Genomic DNA, 14654 nt, shown 5'->3' on the forward strand with positions numbered 1-14654 from the left:
CGGCATGTCCGAATTGCTGGTCGAGGTGGTCCGATCCGGGTTCGTGGAGTCGGTCCACCGCGCCCGGGTCGTCGCCGTCGACGCCGAGGGTTCCCCCGTCCTGGTCCACGGCGACGTGCAGGCCCCCTCCTCGCCCCGTTCCTCGATGAAGCCGCTGCAGGCGGCCGGCATGCTGCACGCCGGGCTCGACCTCGACGGCGAGCTGCTGGCGCTGGCCTGCGGCAGCCACGCGGGGGAGCCGATCCACGTCGAGGGCGCCCGCCGCATCCTGCGCGACGCCGGGCTCGACGAGAGCGACCTGAGGTGCCCGGAGGACTACCCCGACGACCGGGCCTCGCTCGACCACGGCCGCGTCTACATGAACTGCTCCGGCAAGCACTCGGCGATGCTCGCGACCTGCGCCGTCAACGACTGGCCGACCGAGGGCTACCTGTCGCCGACCCACCCGCTGCAGAAGTCGATCAGGACCACCGTCGAGGAGCTCACCTCGGAGCGGGTCGCCGCCACCGGCGTCGACGGCTGCGGCGCGCCGCTGTTCTACGTGTCGATGGTCGGGGTGGTCCGCGCCTTCCGCCGGATCGTCACCGCCCCCGAGGGCACGCGGGAGCGCCGGATCGCCGACGCGATGCGCGCCCACCCCGAGTACACGAGCGGGACGACCCGGCCCGAGGCGGCGCTGATGCGGGCCGTCCCCGGGCTGATGCTGAAGGCGGGCGCGGAGGCGTTCGACGCGTTCGCGCTGGCCGACGGCCGGGCCGCCGCCGTGAAGATCGTCGACGGCGGCCAGCGCGCCAGGGTCGCGGTCACCTCCTACGCCCTGAGGGCGCTCGGCGAGGACGTCCCCGACGACCTGGTTCCCCCGATCGTGGGCGGCGGCCGGCCGGTGGGGGAGCTGCGGGTCAGAACGACCTGAACTGGCGGGCCGCCGAGATCGCGCCCGAGGTGGTCATGACGAACGTCCGCATCGAGTCGGCGAACTTCGACAGGTCCCATTCGGCCGGGCCGTGGTACCAGTACAGGTTGTCGCCCTCGGTCGTGACCGTCGAGACCACCCGGGCCCACCGGTCGACGCTGTCGAAGATCACGGCGTAGGGCAGGTAGCGGGAGAACAGTTCGATCCGCTGCGCCTCCGGCACGCCGTTGACGTCGCCGGAGATGAGGAACTGGCGGAAGCCCAGCGTGTGGGCGAGCGCCCCGGCGCCCTTGGCGGTCTTGGCCGGCATGAACTGGCCGCCGACCGTCAGCGCCGCCCCGGCGATGATCACCGCCAGGCCGACCAGGCCGTAGGTGGTCGTCCAGGCCAGCACCACCGTCCCGGCCAGACCCGCCAGGGTGAGCAGGACGCCCAGGATCGTCCAGCGGGATCTGACCGAGTCGGGGCGGCGGGCGAACCAGCCCTGCTTGACGACGTCGCGGTAGAGGGCGTCGCGGACCCTCGCCAGGCCGGCCGAGAAGCCGCCGTGCAGCTGGGAGAGCAGGATGTCGTCCCGGATGTCGAACATCGCGTCGTAGAGGGCGCGTTCGTAGGGGAGCAGCGCCTGGACCGGGGCATTGGGCATCTTCACCAGCAGCCAGTCGGGGGCGTCGTAGGCGCCGCGCGGCTGTTCGTCGATGCGCAGGTAGCCGCGGACTGCCAGGTCGACGATGGTGGCGGTGACGTCGATGACGTCGGCCTGTTCGTCGATCAGGGTGCCGATCTGGCCGGGGCGCACCCCGTCGGGCGGGGCGAACCGGCCGTCCTGGAGAGGGGCGTACAGGCCCGATTCCGACTCGACCACCCGGGCGTCCCGGCCTCGGGTCCGGTAGAGGGCGTAGAGGCCGCCGAGCAGCAGGACCAGCAGGGCGATCAGCGAGCCGCCGGTCCACATGTCGACGGTGAAGGCGGTGGCCAGGTCGAAGCGGCGCTCCAGGATCGGCTGGGCGCCGGTCGACCCGGCGGGGTAGGCCACGACGACGGTGAGCTGCTCGCCGTCGGCCAGGCCGGTCTGCTCGAAGGTGGCGTTCTCGGCCGACTCGTCCATGCTCGCGGCGGTGCAGCCGGTGGCGGAGGTGGCCGGTCCGGCGAAGCAGGAGAGGCTCTGGATCTGGCCGGGGCCACGTACCGTGACCTTGACCGCGTCGAGCGGGCCGTCGGCCGCGAACCAGCGCAGTTCCTCGGTGCCGTCGGGCATCGGGGTGACCGCGCCGGAGACGTCGTACTCGACGGTCCCGGAGGCGCTCAGGGTGTCGCCGTCGAGGGTCCCGCCCTTGACGTTCGTGATCCGGAACACCCGGTCGGAGCCGTCGTCGAACCGGGTTCGGGTGATCAGGGCACGGCTCCGCGCCCCGGCCTTCTCGACGACGTGCAGCACCCCGTCGGGCCGCAGCTGGAGGGTCACCTCACCGGTCTCGGCAGCCCGTGCGGGAGTGGCGAGCAGGACGGTCGATAAGAGGGCCAGCCCCACCAGGCGTGCCAGACATGTCATGACCCGTCACGATAGTGGCATCCGAGTACGCTGAGCCGGTGGCACGCACCAGGCTTTACCGCAACGGAAAGCTCGAGTCCGAGGGCTTCCCGATCGCCGACGTCTCCGACCACCTGGACGAGCCCGACGCGGTGGTCTGGTTCGACCTGTGCACGCCGACGCGCGCCGACCTCGACGCGATCAGCGAGGAATTGGGCCTCCACCCGCTGGCCATCGAAGACGCCCTCCACCCGAGCCAGCGCCCCAAGCTCGACATCTACGACAGCCACATGTTCCTGAACGTCTACGCCACCCACTTCGACGCGGACACCGGCCGCCTGGAGTCGGTCGAGGCGTCGGCGTTCGTCACCGAACGGGCCCTGGTCACCGTCCGGACCAGCGAGGCGTTCTCGATCGACCAGGTCCAGCGCCGCTGGGACTCCGGCGGCGCCCTGGCCGAACACGGGGTGGCGTTCCTGCTCCACGGCCTGCTCGACTACGTCGTCGACACCCACTTCGAGGTCGTCGAGGCCATGGACGACCAGATCGAGAAGCTGGAGGAGGACCTGTTCGACGACACCCTGCCGGGCCCGGCCGACCAGCGGCAGACCTTCGAGCTGCGCAAGAGCCTGGTCGGCCTGCGGCGGGTGGTCGCCCCGATGAGGGAGCTGGTCAACACCCTGTTCCGCCGCAACGAGGTCATCCGCGACAGCAGCCTGGCGCCCTACTTCCAGGACGTCTACGACCACACCGTCCGCGCCGCCGAGTGGACCGACTCCCTGCGCGACCTGCTCGGCAACATCCGCGAAGCGCACATGACCATGGCCAACAACAAGATGAACCTGACCATGAAGCAGGTGACGAGCTGGGCCGCGATCATCGCCGTGCCCACCATGATCACCGGCTTCTACGGCCAGAACGTGCCCTATCCGGGCTCGGGGCAGCCGTGGGGGTTCTGGACGTCGACGGCCCTGTGGGTGGTCGCCGCCGCCGTCCTCTACACCCAGTTCAAGAAGCGCGACTGGCTGTGAATTCCTACCAGGGCCCGTAGGGGCCCTGGTTGCCGCCGCTGCCGCCCTTGTACTCGTTGACGGCCGGCTTCACGTCGGCCAGGTAGATGCCGGAGGCGATCACCGAGGCGATGGTGAAGATGTTCAGCATGTTCAGCCCGATGCCCATGTAGCCGGCGGCGGAGGCGAGCGTGAAGATCGTCGCGAGGCCGGTGAAGAGCATCCAGAGGTTCTTGTTGAGCTTGCCCGCGGACTGGAAGGCCCGAGCGGGGGTGCGGACCGCGTGGATCAGGGCCCACACCGACATCCCGAAAGCGGCGATGGCGAGGCCCAGGAAAATGAGATCCAGTACGCCGTAGAGCATCTCGTCACTCCCGCGAGGTCAAGGTCGGAATGTCCACCAGCCTAGTGTCTGGTTTCCATGGTGTGCAGGGCGAGAAAACCGTGGCCCCGGCGGGTTTCTTCCCACCGGGGCCGTGAACTGCGGTTCTACGCCTTCGTCGAGTTCGACGAGGTCGAACGGCGGGCGGCCGGGCGCTTGACCGGGGTCGTCGCCTTGGCGGCGGTGGCCGGCTCGGCGGCCTCGGAGACCTCGGTCAGTTCGAGCGCGGCCTCGCCGGTGGCCTGGCTGACGACCTGGCGGCCCCGCTTGGCGAGGTCGTCGTAGATGGTGTTCAGCCGCTCGGCGACGGTGTTGGCGACGTTCTCGGCCTTGCCCTGCACGCGGCCGGCGTAGGCGTAGGCCTCTTCCCGGCGGACCTGCTGGAGCTGGTTGACGCGGACGGGGATCTCACGCAGCTTCTCCACCGCGTAGTCGCCGACGCCGGTCAGGGCGTAGAACGGCTTGGACTCAGTGAGCTTCTTGACCTCGGTGGCGAGGGTCATGGCAGGTTGTACCCTTCTGAAGTGGCGTGACCGTTTAGTGAAGCCGCGTCCAGGGGCTCAGCCGGTTGCGTCGGCTGGGCTCCTTCGCTCTCCGCGGCCTGGTTCTCCTTGCGGAACGACTCGTAGATGTCGACCAGTACCTGGCGCTGCCGTCCGGTGATCGTGACGTCGGCGCGGATGGCCGCCAGCACGTCGCTCTCCGGCTGGCGCTCGTCGATCAGTCCGGCCTGCACATAGAGCGCCTGGGACGAGATGCGCAGCCCTTTGGCGATCTGGTTGAGGATCTCCGCACTCGGCTTGCGCACGCCCCGTTCGACCTGGCTCAGGTAAGGAAAGGACACCCCCGCCTGGGCCGCGAGCTGACGAAGAGAGATCTTCGCCTGAGTTCGCTGCTCCCGGATGTATTCACCGATCGAGCCGACCTTCGGGAGTTCCATGTGTTCCAGCTTGCCAGGTCTTGTATGCATTTGCAAACGCTCTGGTTAACGGGAGCTAACTCACTGGGGCAAGAACCACAAAAGGGGCGCTGACGCGGTCAGCAGCGCGGCCCCCGCGACGATGCCGTAACGGTAGCGCCTGCGCATGGCGGGACCCGGCTTGACCAGCCGGTTCACCCGGGCCATCACGTTGTCGGCGCCCATGCCGAGCGCTCCGTGGGGCGTCGCGTAGGCGCCGGCCGTGCCGAACCGCAGCAGCGCGGTGGCCAGCCGCTTGGGCGGCACCCGCAGTCGTGCGTGGTCGTCGGCGGCCATCTCGACCAGCAGCGCGACCGACGCGTGGGCGTCGCGGACCACCTTCGACCAGGGCAGCACCCAGCGCAGCGCGGCGAACGGCAGGAGCACCAGGTCGTGGCGCTCGCGCGCGTGGGCGTCTTCGTGGGCCAGCACCGCCGCGAGCTCGTCGCGGGAGAGCAGGCTCAGCGTGCCCTCGCTGATGACGACCTGCGATTTCAGCCCCGGCACGCAGTAGGCCGCCGCCCCGGGATGGTCGACGACCCGCACGCCCGGGACCGCCGGTTCGTCGCGGGCCACCAGCGACAGCAGCAGGCGGTGGCGGCGGCGGGCCTGGGTGGTCTGGGCCATGGCCACCACGACCACGGCCATCAGCACGGTCAGCAGCGCCAGCCCGGCGGCCAGCGCGCCCACCCGCTGGAGCCCCGAGGGCTCGCGCCAGTGGGTGACCAGATAGACCAGCCCGTGGATCACCCCGCGCCCCCACGGTTCGAGGGCGTAGGCCAGCAGCGCGCCGACCGAGGCCAGCCCCCAGGTCAGGCCGAGGGCCTGCCACAGGGCGATCGCGGCCCTCGGCGCCCGCCAGGTCCAGCGGACCGATGTGAGTCGCCACGCGGCGAGCGCGGAGACGGCGGCGAGCGCGGCGAGCGCGACGGCCGCGATCACTCCTCCTCCAGCTCCGTGAGAGCTTTGCGCAGCACCTCAGCCTCAGTGCCGGAGACGGCCTGGGCGAACCTGGTGAGCGCGGCGGAACGGTCTCCCGTCATGTCGAGGGCCTCCAGCATCAGCTCGGCGATGTAGGCGTCACGGCTCGCGGCCGGTTCGTAACGCCAGGCACGGCCGTCGCGGACGCGCGTCAGGAAGCCCTTCCGGGTCAACCGGTCGAGCACCGTCATGACGGTCGTCGGCGCCAGATCGCGATCGGCGATCAGCCGCCCGACCTCGCGGGCGGTCAACGGACCGCGCTCCGCCCAGAGAACGTCCATGATGCTGCGCTCAAGCTCGCCAAGACCCTTCACGACATTCAGCCTACCCGGCGTAGTACTACGTCCCGTAGAGGGAGGGAGGGTTCAGCTCAGCTTACAAGCGCCGACCAGGGCAGGGACAGCTCTCCGAGCCGCCATCGGGCCGTTCCCCCGTAGGGCGCGGAGGTGTAGAGGGGCCAGGTCTCCGCAAGCTTTACCGCCGACACGATCCAGCGCTGCCGCGCCCCGTATGCCCCGAAGGGGGCGGAGACGGCCCAGGCGCGGTCCCAGTCGGTGAGGAAGGCGTGCACCCGCTCGCCCGGAACGTTGCGGTGGATAAGCGTCTTGGGCAGCCGTTCGGCCAGGTCGGAGGGCCTGTCGATGCCGCCGAACCGGGCCGCGAAGGTCAGAGTGCGGGGTCCCGAGCGGTCGAGGCCCACCCAGACGGCCCGGTGGCCGATCTCGGAGCACGTGCCCTCGACGATCACCCCGCCGGGCTGCAGCCGGGAGGCCATCAGCTCCCAGAACTGCCACGCGTCCGCCTCGGGATACTGCCGCAGCACGTTGAAGGCCCGGATCACCAGCGGAGAGCGTCCCGGGATCTCGAACCCGCCCCGCCGGAACTCCAGGCCCGGTCTCGTGTACGCCGCCGCCGCCGCGACCCGCTCGGGGTCGATCTCGACGCCCACGACCTCCAGGTCGCGCCGGACCGCGCGGAGCCGGGCGAACAGCTCCAGCGTGGTGACGGGGGAGGCGCCGTACCCGAGGTCGACCACCAGCGGGTCGGCCGCCGACCGTAGCAGCCCCCCGTGGACGGCGGCCAGCCACCGGTCGGCCCGCCGGAGCCGGTTGTGGCCCGTGGTGCCCCTCGTGATGGCCCCGACCGGTCTCACACGCGGTGGACCTTGTGCTGGGCGGCCTGGGCGCGGGGGCGGATGACCAGGCGGTCGATGTTGACGTGGGCCGGGCGGGTGACCGCGAAGGCGATCACGTCGGCCACGTCGTCGGCTGTCAGCGGGCCGGGGACGCCTTCGTACACCTTCCTGGCCTTGTCGGCGTCGCCGCGGAAGCGGTTGAGCGAGAACTCCTCGGTCTCCACCATGCCCGGCGCGACCTCGATGATCCGCACCGGTTCGCCGACGAGCTCCAGGCGCAACGTCTCGGTCATCGAGGTCTGGCCGTGTTTGGCCGCGCAGTAGCCGCCGCCGCCCTCGTAGGAGACGAGCCCGGCCACCGAGGTCAGCATGACCAGCACGCCGTCGCCACTGGCGACCAGCTTGGGCAGCAGCGCCTGGGTCATCCGCAGGGTGCCCAGGACGTTGACCTCGTACATGTCGCGCCAGTCGTCGAGCAGGCCGTGGGCGACCGGTTCGAGGCCGACCGCGCCGCCCGCGTTGTTGACCAGCACGTCGACCGTGGGGACGGCCTCGTTGAAGGCGTCGACGGACTCCTGCGAGGTGACGTCGAGGGTCATCGGGACGATCCCCGGGTGTTCGGCGGCGAGTTCGTCGAGCCGCTCGCGGCGGCGGGCTGCCGCCACCACCTGGAACCCCTCTTTCGCCAGTCTGCGGGCCGTCGCGGCACCGATTCCGCTGCTGGCTCCCGTGACCACCGCTGTTCTCGTCATGGCCGCAATCCTAGTGAGACCGGGAATCTTGGGCTGAGTGTCATGGTTAGTCGTTGTTTGGAGGTGGTGTGGGGTGCGTCGGGTGAACCGGGTCGCGACGATCAGCATGCACACGTCACCGCTCGACCAGCCGGGAACCGGCGACGCGGGCGGGATGAACGTCTACATCGTGGAGACGGCCAAACGGCTGGCCGAACTCGGCGTCGAGGTCGAGATCTTCACCCGGCAGACGGCACGTGACCTGCCTCCGATCGCGGAGCTCGCGCCGGGCGTCACCGTCCGCCACGTCACCGCGGGGCCCTACGAGGAGCTCGACCGCTCCGACCTGCCGGGCCAGATGTGCGCGTTCCTGTCGGGCGTCCTGCGGACCGAGGCGATCTACGAGCCCGGCCGCTACGACGTCATCCACTCCCACTACTGGCTGTCGGGCCAGGTCGGCTGGCTGGCCAAGGAGCGCTGGGGCGTGCCGCTCGTGCACACCATGCACACCATGGCCAAGGTCAAGAACCTGCTGCTGGCCGAGGGCGACCGCCCCGAGCCGCCCGCCCGGGTCTTCGGCGAGGAACAGGTCGTGGACGTCGCCGACCGGCTCGTCGCCAACACCGCCGCCGAGGCCGAAGAACTCATCTCCCTGTACGCCGCCCCGCCCGACCGGGTGAGCGTGGTGAACCCGGGGGTCAGCCTCCGGGTGTTCCAGCCCGCCTCCAAGGGCGCCGCCCGCCACCGGCTGGGCCTTCCGGACGACGCCGCCGTCCTGCTCTTCGTCGGCCGCGTCCAGCCGCTCAAAGCCCCCGACGTGCTGCTCCGGGCGGCGGCGCGCATGATCGCGGACGACCCCGCATTAAGGGACCGGCTCGTGGTGGCCTGCGTCGGCGGGCCCAGCGGCAACGGGCTGGCCCGTCCGTCGCTGCTCACCGACCTCGCCGCCGAGCTGGGCATCGCCGACGTCGTGCGCATCGCGCCCCCGTGCCCCCAGCCCGAGCTCGCCGACTGGTACCGGGCCGCCGACGTCACGGTGGTGCCGTCGCACAACGAGTCGTTCGGTCTCGTCGCCCTGGAGTCCCAGGCGTGTGGGACGCCGGTGGTGGCGGCGTCGGTGGGCGGGCTGCGCACCGCCGTGAAGGACGGCGTCTCGGGTCTGCTCGTGGAGGGTCACGACCCCGGCGCCTGGGCGTCCGCGCTGGCCGGGCTGCTCGACCGGCCCGTCTGGCGGGACTTCCTCGCCCAGGGCGCGATCCGCCACGCCGCCGCGTTCGGCTGGTCGGCCACGGCCGCGCGGCTGGTGGAGGTGTATACCGGAGCCATGAGCCAGCTCCTGCCCGTGGCAGCCGCCCGATGACCGTCGAAGCCGTGATCGAGTCGGCCCTCACGTCGATGGAGCTCACCTACGAGAGCTCCCGGCCCGGCTCCTACCTGGTCAAACTCCCCGGCACCCACAAGCTCCAGACCATGGTCTGGCTGGTCGTCGACGAGCAGGCGCTCAACATCGAGGCCTTCTTCTGCCGCGGCCCCGACGAGAACCACCAGGAGTTCTACCGCTGGCTCCTGGCCAAGAACGGGTCGATGTACGGCGTCCACTTCGCCCTCGACCACCGGGGAGACGTCCACCTCGTCGGCCGGATCCCCCACGACGGGGTCACCGAGGCCGAGGTCGACCGGCTGCTCGGCTGCGTGCTGACCTACGCCGACGAGCTGTTCGACCCGGCTCTGGAGATCGGCTTCGCCACCTCGATCCGCCGCGAGTGGGAGTGGCGCCTCGAACGGGGCGAGTCGACTGCCAATTTGCAGGCTTTCGCCCGTTTCGCCGACCCGGAGCGTTAACCGTCCACCACTAAGATGCCGGTCATGGCGACTTTGGTACTGCTCCGGCACGGCGAGAGCGAATGGAACGTCAAGGGCCTGTTCACGGGCTGGGTCGACGTCACCCTCTCCGCCGCCGGTGAGGAGGAGGCCGCGCGCGGCGGCCGGCTGCTGCTTGAGGCGGGCGTCCGCCCCGACGTGGTCCACACGTCCCTGCTGACCCGCGCGATCCGCACGGCCAACCTCGCGCTGGAGGCGGCCGACCTGCTCTGGCTGCCGGTCCAGCGGTCGTGGCGGCTCAACGAGCGCCACTACGGCGCCCTGCAGGGCAAGGACAAGGCGCAGACCCGCGCCGAGTTCGGCGACGAGCAGTTCATGCTCTGGCGCCGGTCCTACGACACCCCGCCGCCGCCGATCTCCGACGACGACGAGTTCTCCCAGTTCGCCGACGCCCGCTACGCGAGCCTCCCGGCCGAGCTCCGGCCGAAGACCGAGTGCCTCAAAGACGTCGTCGACCGCATGCTCCCCTACTGGTACGACTCGATCGTCCCGCAGCTCGCCGCCGGCCAGACCGTCCTCGTGGTCGCCCACGGCAACTCCCTGCGCGCCCTGGTCAAGCACCTGGAGGGCATCAGCGACGCCGACATCGCCGGCCTGAACATCCCCACCGGCATCCCCCTGCGCTACGAACTCGACGCCGACTACAAGCCCGTCAGCTCGGGCTACCTCGACCCCGAGGCAGCCGCCTCCGCCATCCAGGCCGTGGCCAACCAGGGCAAGTAACTCCCGCCCGAGCGCGCCGGCGTCTGGACTGAGGAGCGCAGGGGAGCGAAGCGACCCGAAGCGACGAGGGAAGACGTCGGCTGAAAGCGCTCGGGCCCGCGTGTGCGAAGCACACGCCATTAACCAGGACATGGGAAATCCCCGGCCCCCCGAGGGCCGGGGATTTCGTTTATGGGGCTGTCCGCGCCTTTCCTGCTCCTGACCCTTACTCCTCGCCGTCGCGGGAGCCGGTGACGAGGTAGACCACGTCGCGGGCGACGCGGACGGCGTGGTCGGCGTAGCGCTCGTAGTAGCGGCCGGCCAGGGTGATGTCGATCGCGGCCTCGATGCCGTGGTTCCAGGTCGGCGACAGCAGGACGCGGAACAGGCGGCGGTGCAGGCGGTCCATCGCGTCGTCGTCGGCCTCCAGTTCCTTGGAGAGCGCGACGTCGCGGGTGGCGATGCAGGTGCCGGTCTTGGTGATCAGTCGCTCGGCCACCTGGTCCATCTCGACGATGGTGTCGCGGAGCTCGGCGGGGATGGCGGACTCGGGGTGGCGCATCCGGGCGATCTTGGCGATGTGCTCGGCCAGGTCGCCCATCCGCTCCAGGTCGGCGGCCATGCGCAGCGCGGTGATGACCGTACGGAGATCGACCGCGACGGGCTGCTGGGTGGCCATGACCTCGTAGATGGAGGTCTCCACCTCGGCGTGGAGCCGGTTGACCTCCTCGTCCTGAGAGATCACACTCTCGGACAGGTGCAGGTCGGCGTCGAGAAGGGCCGTGGTGGCCCGGGACATGGCCGAGCGAACCAGGCGGGTCATCTCGACCAGCTTGATGGTGAGGGAGTCCAGCTCGTCATGAAAGGCGTCGCGCATGCCCGCCACGGTAATCGGCGCTTCGTGAACGATCTCCGACCGTTAGGTGAACTCTTCCGGAAAGGCCATGGTCAGTAGGCATCCGGCCGTGAGGAACGCGGGTATTCCCGCCTAGCATCAAAGCGTGAATGAGTTGCTGGCGAGTCTTGCCGCGATGGGTGGGTTCCTGGTGGGCACCCTCGTCATGCTGGCGATCCGGCGGCAGTCCGATCCGCCCTCCGCGCCGGCCTCGCCGCCGGAGGAGACCCTTTCCCCCGGTGTGGCCTCACTTCTCGCGGTGCTGCCCTCGTCGGCGGTCGTGCTCGACCGGGAGGACCGGGTTCTGCGGGCCAGCTCGGCGGCCCGCGCCTACGGCCTGGTCCGCGGCGACAACCTGGTCTCGGCCGAGCTGCTCGCGCTGGCCCGCAAGGTCCGCCGCGACGGCGAGATCCGCGAGGGCGAGATCGAGGCCCCCGGCCGCAAGTTCGGCCAGGAGTCGACCAACTTCGCGGTCCGGGTCGCGCCGCTCGGTTCGACCGGCCAGGTGCTGGTGCTGGCCGAGGACCAGACCGACCGGCTGCGGGTCGAGGCGGTCCGCCGCGACTTCGTCGCCAACGTCAGCCACGAGCTCAAGACCCCGGTCGGCGCGCTCAGCCTGCTCGCCGAGACGATCCAGGACGCCGCCGACGACCCCGAGGCGGTCACCCGGTTCGCCGGCCGCATGCAGCACGAGGCGGCCCGGCTCACCTACCTGATCCAGGACCTGATCACCCTGTCCCGGATCCAGGGCGCCGAGGAGACCCCGACGCCCGAGCCCGTCCCGGTCGACGACGCGGTCCACGAGGCCATCGACCGGTGCAGCACCAAGGCGGCGTCCAAGGACATCACCCTGGTCGCGGGCGGCACCGGCGGGCTCAGCATCTGGGGCGACGACGAGCTGCTCGTCACCGCCCTGCGCAACCTGATCGACAACGCGGTGGCCTACAGCCCCGAACACACCCGCGTGGTGGTCAGCGCCCGCCCGGCGGGCGACTGCGTCGAGATCAGCGTCAGCGACCAGGGCATCGGCATCCCCGAGAACGCCCAGGAACGCATCTTCGAGCGCTTCTTCCGGGTCGACGCGGCCCGGTCGCGCTCGACCGGTGGCACCGGCCTCGGCCTGGCCATCGTCAAACACGTCGCCGTCGCCCACGGCGGCGAGGTCTCGGTCTGGAGCAAGGAAGGCTCCGGCTCGACCTTCACTCTCCGCCTCCCCGCCTTCGGCGGGGTCGCGGTCGCCACACCCCGCACAACGTCAACTCCCCTGGAGGCGGCCACATGACCCGGGTACTCGTCGTGGAGGACGAGGAGTCGTTCTCCGACGCCCTTTCCTACATGCTGCGCAAAGAGGGCTTCGAGGTCGCGGTCGCGGCCACCGGCCCCGAGGCGCTGGAGACCTTCGACCGCAACGGCGCCGACCTCGTGCTGCTCGACCTGATGCTCCCGGGCCTGCCGGGCACCGAGGTCTGCCGTTCCCTCCGGCAGCGGTCCAAGGTCCCGGTGATCATGCTCACCGCCAAGGACAGCGAGATCGACAAGGTCGTCGGCCTGGAGCTCGGCGCCGACGACTACGTCACCAAGCCCTTCAGCTCCCGCGAGCTGGTCGCCCGCATCCGCGCCGTGCTGCGCCGCCAGGGCGACGTCGAGGAGGTCGAGTCGGCCGTCCTGGCGGCCGGACCGGTCCGCATGGACGTCGACCGTCACATCGTGGCCGTCCGCGGCCGTCAGGTGCAGCTGCCGCTGAAGGAGTTCGAGCTCCTGGAGGTGCTGCTGCGCAACGCCGGCCGGGTCCTGACCCGTGGCCAGCTCATCGACCGCGTCTGGGGCGCCGACTACGTGGGCGACACCAAGACCCTCGACGTCCACGTGAAGCGGCTGCGGGCCAAGGTCGAGTCCGACCCGGCCAACCCGCGCTGCATCCTCACCGTGCGCGGCCTGGGCTACAAGTTCGACCCGGTGATCGAAGACTAGGAACCCACGTCTCGGCACTCGCCGGCCCGTGCCAGACGCGCGGGTCGGCCACAGGCGTTTTCTCCGTTACGGCTCCGCCTGCCCTGACGCCGACCGCCGCACCCGGGCCAGGCCCGTCACCCGGCGCTCCCCGCCCGCTCGGACCGGCCGCCGTCACGCGTGAGGCCGGGCCGTGCAGAACCCGCAAAGGAGACGGCCCGCGCGGGATGCGCGGGCCGGACCACGAGCGGTCAGTGGCCGGACGACTCGCCGGCCGGGGACGCGGCGGGCGAGGGCTTCGGCGGGGCCGGGACCGCGCCGGGGACCGGGGGCAGCGTCGCGTATTCGCGGTTGCGGGTGATGACCGGGACGACCATGGTGACCTGGCCCGCGTTCTGGAAGTTGAGCGTCAGGGGGATGCTCTCGCCGCCGCGCAGCGCGCTCTTCACGCCCTGGATCTGGATCTGCGCGTTGGTGCCGGTGCCGGTGCGGACGAGAGTTCCGACGGGCAGGGGCACGCTGCCGCCCTGGGCGGTCGCCGCGGCGTTCTGGTCGGGCGTGATGCCGGTCAGGGTGTCGGGGGCGGTGCCGTCGTTGGTGATCGACAGGTAGAGCGGCACGGTGCCGCCGGCGGGGATCTGGCCGCCCGGGTCGGGGCCGAGCATGTAGGCCTGGCTGACCTTGATGCCGTTGACGCCGTAGACCCCGTCGCGGATCAGCACTCCGGCCTCGGTCGGGGCATAGGGCTTGTTGGTGTTCGCGTCGGTCCCGGCGCCACACGCGGCCAGCGCGGGGGCGGCGGCCAGAAACGCGGCGATGGCGATCACCCTGCGGCTGAACGTGGTCACGGTCGAGAGTCTCCTTGTAACGCGCGCGATCGTATGCGGGGATCACCATATCGGCGGGGTGTGGCCGTCCGATAACCGGCCCGGGAACACTCCAGACGCAGGTCACCCCGCCTGTCGGACGGTCCGATTCACACAGTCGAGCTCTTGTCAAGTCCCAAAATGAGGCTTTGACCTGCAGTTATGGTGATTTCACTGTTCCGGGAGACTGTTGACGCGTGGTACCCTGGAGTACAGCGGAAGGGGTACTTGTCACATGACTTTCCAGGTCGGCGACACGGTCGTCTACCCCCATCACGGGGCTGCTCGGATCGAAGCCATCACCACTCGGACGATTAAGGGTGAGGAAAAGACCTACCTGGTACTGAAGGTCGACAAGGGCGACCTCACCGTCCAGGTGCCTGCGGAGAACGCGGAGCTCGTCGGCGTGCGCGATGTGGTCGGTCAGGAGGGCCTAGAGAAGGTCTTCGACGTCCTGCGCATGCCTCACACCGAAGAGCCCACCAACTGGTCGCGCCGTTACAAGGCGAACCTCGAGAAGCTCGCGTCGGGTGACGTCAACAAGGTCGCCGAAGTTGTTCGGGACCTCTGGCGTCGCGACCGCGAGCGTGGACTCTCCGCAGGTGAGAAGCGGATGCTCGCCAAGGCTCGGCAGATTCTGGTCAGCGAACTCGCCCTGGCTGAGAAGACCAACGAGGACAAAGCGGAAGCCCTGCTCGACGAGGTGCTGAACTCCTGAG

General features: G+C 70.4%; 18 protein-coding genes. 8 read left to right on the forward strand and 10 right to left on the reverse strand.

The genetic code is table 11. The features are described from left to right. Positions 1-4: 4 nt before the first annotated feature. On the forward strand, positions 5-913 hold the full coding sequence (locus AW270_RS16150) for an asparaginase (RefSeq protein ID WP_061295156.1): 909 nt from the start codon (positions 5-7) through the stop codon (positions 911-913). Here the strand turns inward: AW270_RS16150 and AW270_RS16155 are convergent. Then, the gene (locus tag AW270_RS16155) at positions 900-2465 is read right to left on the reverse strand and encodes a DUF2207 domain-containing protein (protein WP_061295157.1); all 1566 of its coding nucleotides are present in this window, start codon (positions 2463-2465) and stop codon (positions 900-902) included. The genes AW270_RS16150 and AW270_RS16155 overlap by 14 nt on opposite strands. Positions 2466-2503: 38 nt before the next feature. On the opposite strand from AW270_RS16155, the gene AW270_RS16160 reads away from it, so the two are divergent. Further along, positions 2504-3475 (forward strand): magnesium transporter CorA family protein, encoded by a 972-nt coding sequence (locus AW270_RS16160; RefSeq protein WP_061295158.1) that lies wholly within the window; start codon positions 2504-2506, stop codon positions 3473-3475. Between the two features lie 4 nt (positions 3476-3479). Here AW270_RS16160 and AW270_RS16165 read toward each other — a convergent pair whose 3' ends face one another. From AW270_RS16165 to AW270_RS16195, 7 genes are all read right to left on the reverse strand, one after another. Then, a complete protein-coding gene (locus tag AW270_RS16165; protein WP_061295159.1) occupies positions 3480-3818 on the reverse strand; it encodes a DUF2516 family protein in 339 nt (112 codons plus the stop codon). A gap of 125 nt (positions 3819-3943) precedes the next feature. Beyond that, entirely contained in the window at positions 3944-4339 is a 396-nt protein-coding gene (locus tag AW270_RS16170; RefSeq protein WP_061295160.1) for a hypothetical protein, read from the reverse strand. Beyond that, on the reverse strand, positions 4336-4776 hold the full coding sequence (locus tag AW270_RS16175) for a helix-turn-helix domain-containing protein (protein ID WP_061295161.1): 441 nt from the start codon (positions 4774-4776) through the stop codon (positions 4336-4338). The genes AW270_RS16170 and AW270_RS16175 overlap by 4 nt, the downstream gene beginning before the upstream one ends. Positions 4777-4836: 60 nt before the next feature. Continuing rightward, a complete protein-coding gene (locus AW270_RS16180) occupies positions 4837-5736 on the reverse strand; it encodes a M56 family metallopeptidase (protein ID WP_061295162.1) in 900 nt (299 codons plus the stop codon). Beyond that, positions 5733-6089: a BlaI/MecI/CopY family transcriptional regulator gene (locus AW270_RS16185; RefSeq protein ID WP_082801588.1), complete on the reverse strand. Its 357-nt coding sequence runs from the start codon at positions 6087-6089 to the stop codon at positions 5733-5735. Before AW270_RS16185 ends, AW270_RS16180 begins: the two co-directional genes overlap by 4 nt. Before the next feature lie 56 nt (positions 6090-6145). After that, the gene (locus tag AW270_RS16190; RefSeq protein ID WP_061295164.1) at positions 6146-6928 is read right to left on the reverse strand and encodes an O-methyltransferase; all 783 of its coding nucleotides are present in this window, start codon (positions 6926-6928) and stop codon (positions 6146-6148) included. After that, positions 6925-7662 (reverse strand): SDR family NAD(P)-dependent oxidoreductase, encoded by a 738-nt coding sequence (locus AW270_RS16195; protein ID WP_061295165.1) that lies wholly within the window; start codon positions 7660-7662, stop codon positions 6925-6927. Before AW270_RS16195 ends, AW270_RS16190 begins: the two co-directional genes overlap by 4 nt. 106 nt (positions 7663-7768) lie before the next feature. On the opposite strand from AW270_RS16195, the gene mshA reads away from it, so the two are divergent. Genes mshA through AW270_RS16210 form a run of 3 tightly spaced genes read left to right on the forward strand, consistent with a single transcriptional unit; the run spans position 7769 to position 10245 of the window. Further along, positions 7769-9001, forward strand: a complete 1233-nt coding sequence (gene mshA, locus AW270_RS16200; RefSeq protein WP_061295307.1) for a D-inositol-3-phosphate glycosyltransferase — start codon at positions 7769-7771, stop codon at positions 8999-9001. Beyond that, positions 8998-9483 (forward strand): YbjN domain-containing protein, encoded by a 486-nt coding sequence (locus tag AW270_RS16205; RefSeq protein ID WP_061295166.1) that lies wholly within the window; start codon positions 8998-9000, stop codon positions 9481-9483. The genes mshA and AW270_RS16205 overlap by 4 nt, the downstream gene beginning before the upstream one ends. 24 nt (positions 9484-9507) lie before the next feature. Beyond that, the gene (locus AW270_RS16210; RefSeq protein ID WP_061295308.1) at positions 9508-10245 is read left to right on the forward strand and encodes a phosphoglyceromutase; all 738 of its coding nucleotides are present in this window, start codon (positions 9508-9510) and stop codon (positions 10243-10245) included. Positions 10246-10450: 205 nt separating this feature from the next. On the opposite strand, the gene phoU is transcribed toward AW270_RS16210, so the two are convergent. Then, positions 10451-11101, reverse strand: a complete 651-nt coding sequence (gene phoU, locus AW270_RS16215; RefSeq protein WP_061295167.1) for a phosphate signaling complex protein PhoU — start codon at positions 11099-11101, stop codon at positions 10451-10453. Positions 11102-11255: 154 nt separating this feature from the next. Here phoU and AW270_RS16220 point away from each other — a divergent pair, with 154 nt between their 5' ends. Beyond that, positions 11256-12401 (forward strand): sensor histidine kinase, encoded by a 1146-nt coding sequence (locus AW270_RS16220; RefSeq protein WP_061295168.1) that lies wholly within the window; start codon positions 11256-11258, stop codon positions 12399-12401. Next, on the forward strand, positions 12398-13090 hold the full coding sequence (locus AW270_RS16225; protein WP_030451587.1) for a response regulator: 693 nt from the start codon (positions 12398-12400) through the stop codon (positions 13088-13090). Before AW270_RS16220 ends, AW270_RS16225 begins: the two co-directional genes overlap by 4 nt. Positions 13091-13320: 230 nt before the next feature. Here the strand turns inward: AW270_RS16225 and AW270_RS16230 are convergent, their stop codons facing one another. Further along, complete coding sequence (locus tag AW270_RS16230; RefSeq protein ID WP_061295169.1) at positions 13321-13917, reverse strand: copper chaperone PCu(A)C domain-containing protein; 597 nt, start codon at positions 13915-13917, stop codon at positions 13321-13323. 253 nt (positions 13918-14170) lie between these two features. Here AW270_RS16230 and AW270_RS16235 point away from each other — a divergent pair, with 253 nt between their 5' ends. Beyond that, positions 14171-14653 carry a CarD family transcriptional regulator gene (locus AW270_RS16235; RefSeq protein WP_061295170.1) on the forward strand — a complete coding sequence of 161 codons (483 nt, stop codon included), beginning with the start codon at positions 14171-14173 and terminating at the stop codon, positions 14651-14653. The last annotated feature ends 1 nt before the right edge of the window (position 14654 follow it).

It is taken from the genome of Herbidospora cretacea (assembly GCF_001570605.1).
Lineage (GTDB): Bacteria > Actinomycetota > Actinomycetes > Streptosporangiales > Streptosporangiaceae > Herbidospora > Herbidospora cretacea.

What these genes read in the sequence shown, in the direction of transcription:
- AW270_RS16150 (WP_061295156.1), top strand. Translation starts at nt 5, where the DNA reads ATGTCCGAATTGCTGGTCGAGGTGGTCCGATCCGGGTTCGTGGAGTCG.
- AW270_RS16155 (WP_061295157.1), bottom strand. Translation starts at nt 2,465, where the DNA reads ATGACATGTCTGGCACGCCTGGTGGGGCTGGCCCTCTTATCGACCGTC.
- AW270_RS16165 (WP_061295159.1), bottom strand. Translation starts at nt 3,818, where the DNA reads ATGCTCTACGGCGTACTGGATCTCATTTTCCTGGGCCTCGCCATCGCC.
- AW270_RS16170 (WP_061295160.1), bottom strand. Translation starts at nt 4,339, where the DNA reads ATGACCCTCGCCACCGAGGTCAAGAAGCTCACTGAGTCCAAGCCGTTC.
- AW270_RS16175 (WP_061295161.1), bottom strand. Translation starts at nt 4,776, where the DNA reads ATGGAACTCCCGAAGGTCGGCTCGATCGGTGAATACATCCGGGAGCAG.
- AW270_RS16195 (WP_061295165.1), bottom strand. Translation starts at nt 7,662, where the DNA reads ATGACGAGAACAGCGGTGGTCACGGGAGCCAGCAGCGGAATCGGTGCC.
- mshA (WP_061295307.1), top strand. Translation starts at nt 7,769, where the DNA reads ATGCACACGTCACCGCTCGACCAGCCGGGAACCGGCGACGCGGGCGGG.
- AW270_RS16205 (WP_061295166.1), top strand. Translation starts at nt 8,998, where the DNA reads ATGACCGTCGAAGCCGTGATCGAGTCGGCCCTCACGTCGATGGAGCTC.
- AW270_RS16210 (WP_061295308.1), top strand. Translation starts at nt 9,508, where the DNA reads ATGGCGACTTTGGTACTGCTCCGGCACGGCGAGAGCGAATGGAACGTC.
- phoU (WP_061295167.1), bottom strand. Translation starts at nt 11,101, where the DNA reads ATGCGCGACGCCTTTCATGACGAGCTGGACTCCCTCACCATCAAGCTG.
- AW270_RS16220 (WP_061295168.1), top strand. Translation starts at nt 11,256, where the DNA reads ATGGGTGGGTTCCTGGTGGGCACCCTCGTCATGCTGGCGATCCGGCGG.
- AW270_RS16225 (WP_030451587.1), top strand. Translation starts at nt 12,398, where the DNA reads ATGACCCGGGTACTCGTCGTGGAGGACGAGGAGTCGTTCTCCGACGCC.
- AW270_RS16235 (WP_061295170.1), top strand. Translation starts at nt 14,171, where the DNA reads ATGACTTTCCAGGTCGGCGACACGGTCGTCTACCCCCATCACGGGGCT.